At 58.4% G+C, this 437-nt stretch carries 1 rRNA gene (only partly in view); it reads left to right on the top strand.

The features are described from left to right. A 16S ribosomal RNA gene (locus tag ASG69_RS00020) occupies positions 1-437 on the top strand (its annotated part extends past both window edges: 776 nt to the left, 131 nt to the right); the annotation flags it as partial.

Genomic DNA, 437 nt, shown 5'->3' with positions numbered 1-437 from the left:
TGCATGGCTGTCGTCAGCTCGTGTCGTGAGATGTTGGGTTAAGTCCCGCAACGAGCGCAACCCACGTCCTTAGTTGCCATCATTCAGTTGGGCACTCTAGGGAGACTGCCGGTGATAAGCCGCGAGGAAGGTGTGGATGACGTCAAGTCCTCATGGCCCTTACGGGATGGGCTACACACGTGCTACAATGGCGGTGACAGTGGGACGCGAAACCGCGAGGTTGAGCAAATCCCCAAAAACCGTCTCAGTTCAGATTGCACTCTGCAACTCGAGTGCATGAAGGCGGAATCGCTAGTAATCGTGGATCAGCATGCCACGGTGAATACGTTCCCGGGCCTTGTACACACCGCCCGTCACACCATGGGAGTTGGTCTTACCCGACGGCGCTGCGCCAACCGCAAGGAGGCAGGCGACCACGGTAGGGTCAGCGACTGGGG

Origin of the sequence: Rhodococcus sp. Leaf225, assembly GCF_001426145.1 — a bacterium.
Taxonomy (GTDB): Bacteria; Actinomycetota; Actinomycetes; order Mycobacteriales; family Mycobacteriaceae; genus Rhodococcoides.
This window is presented reverse-complemented; position numbering and strand designations above follow the sequence as displayed.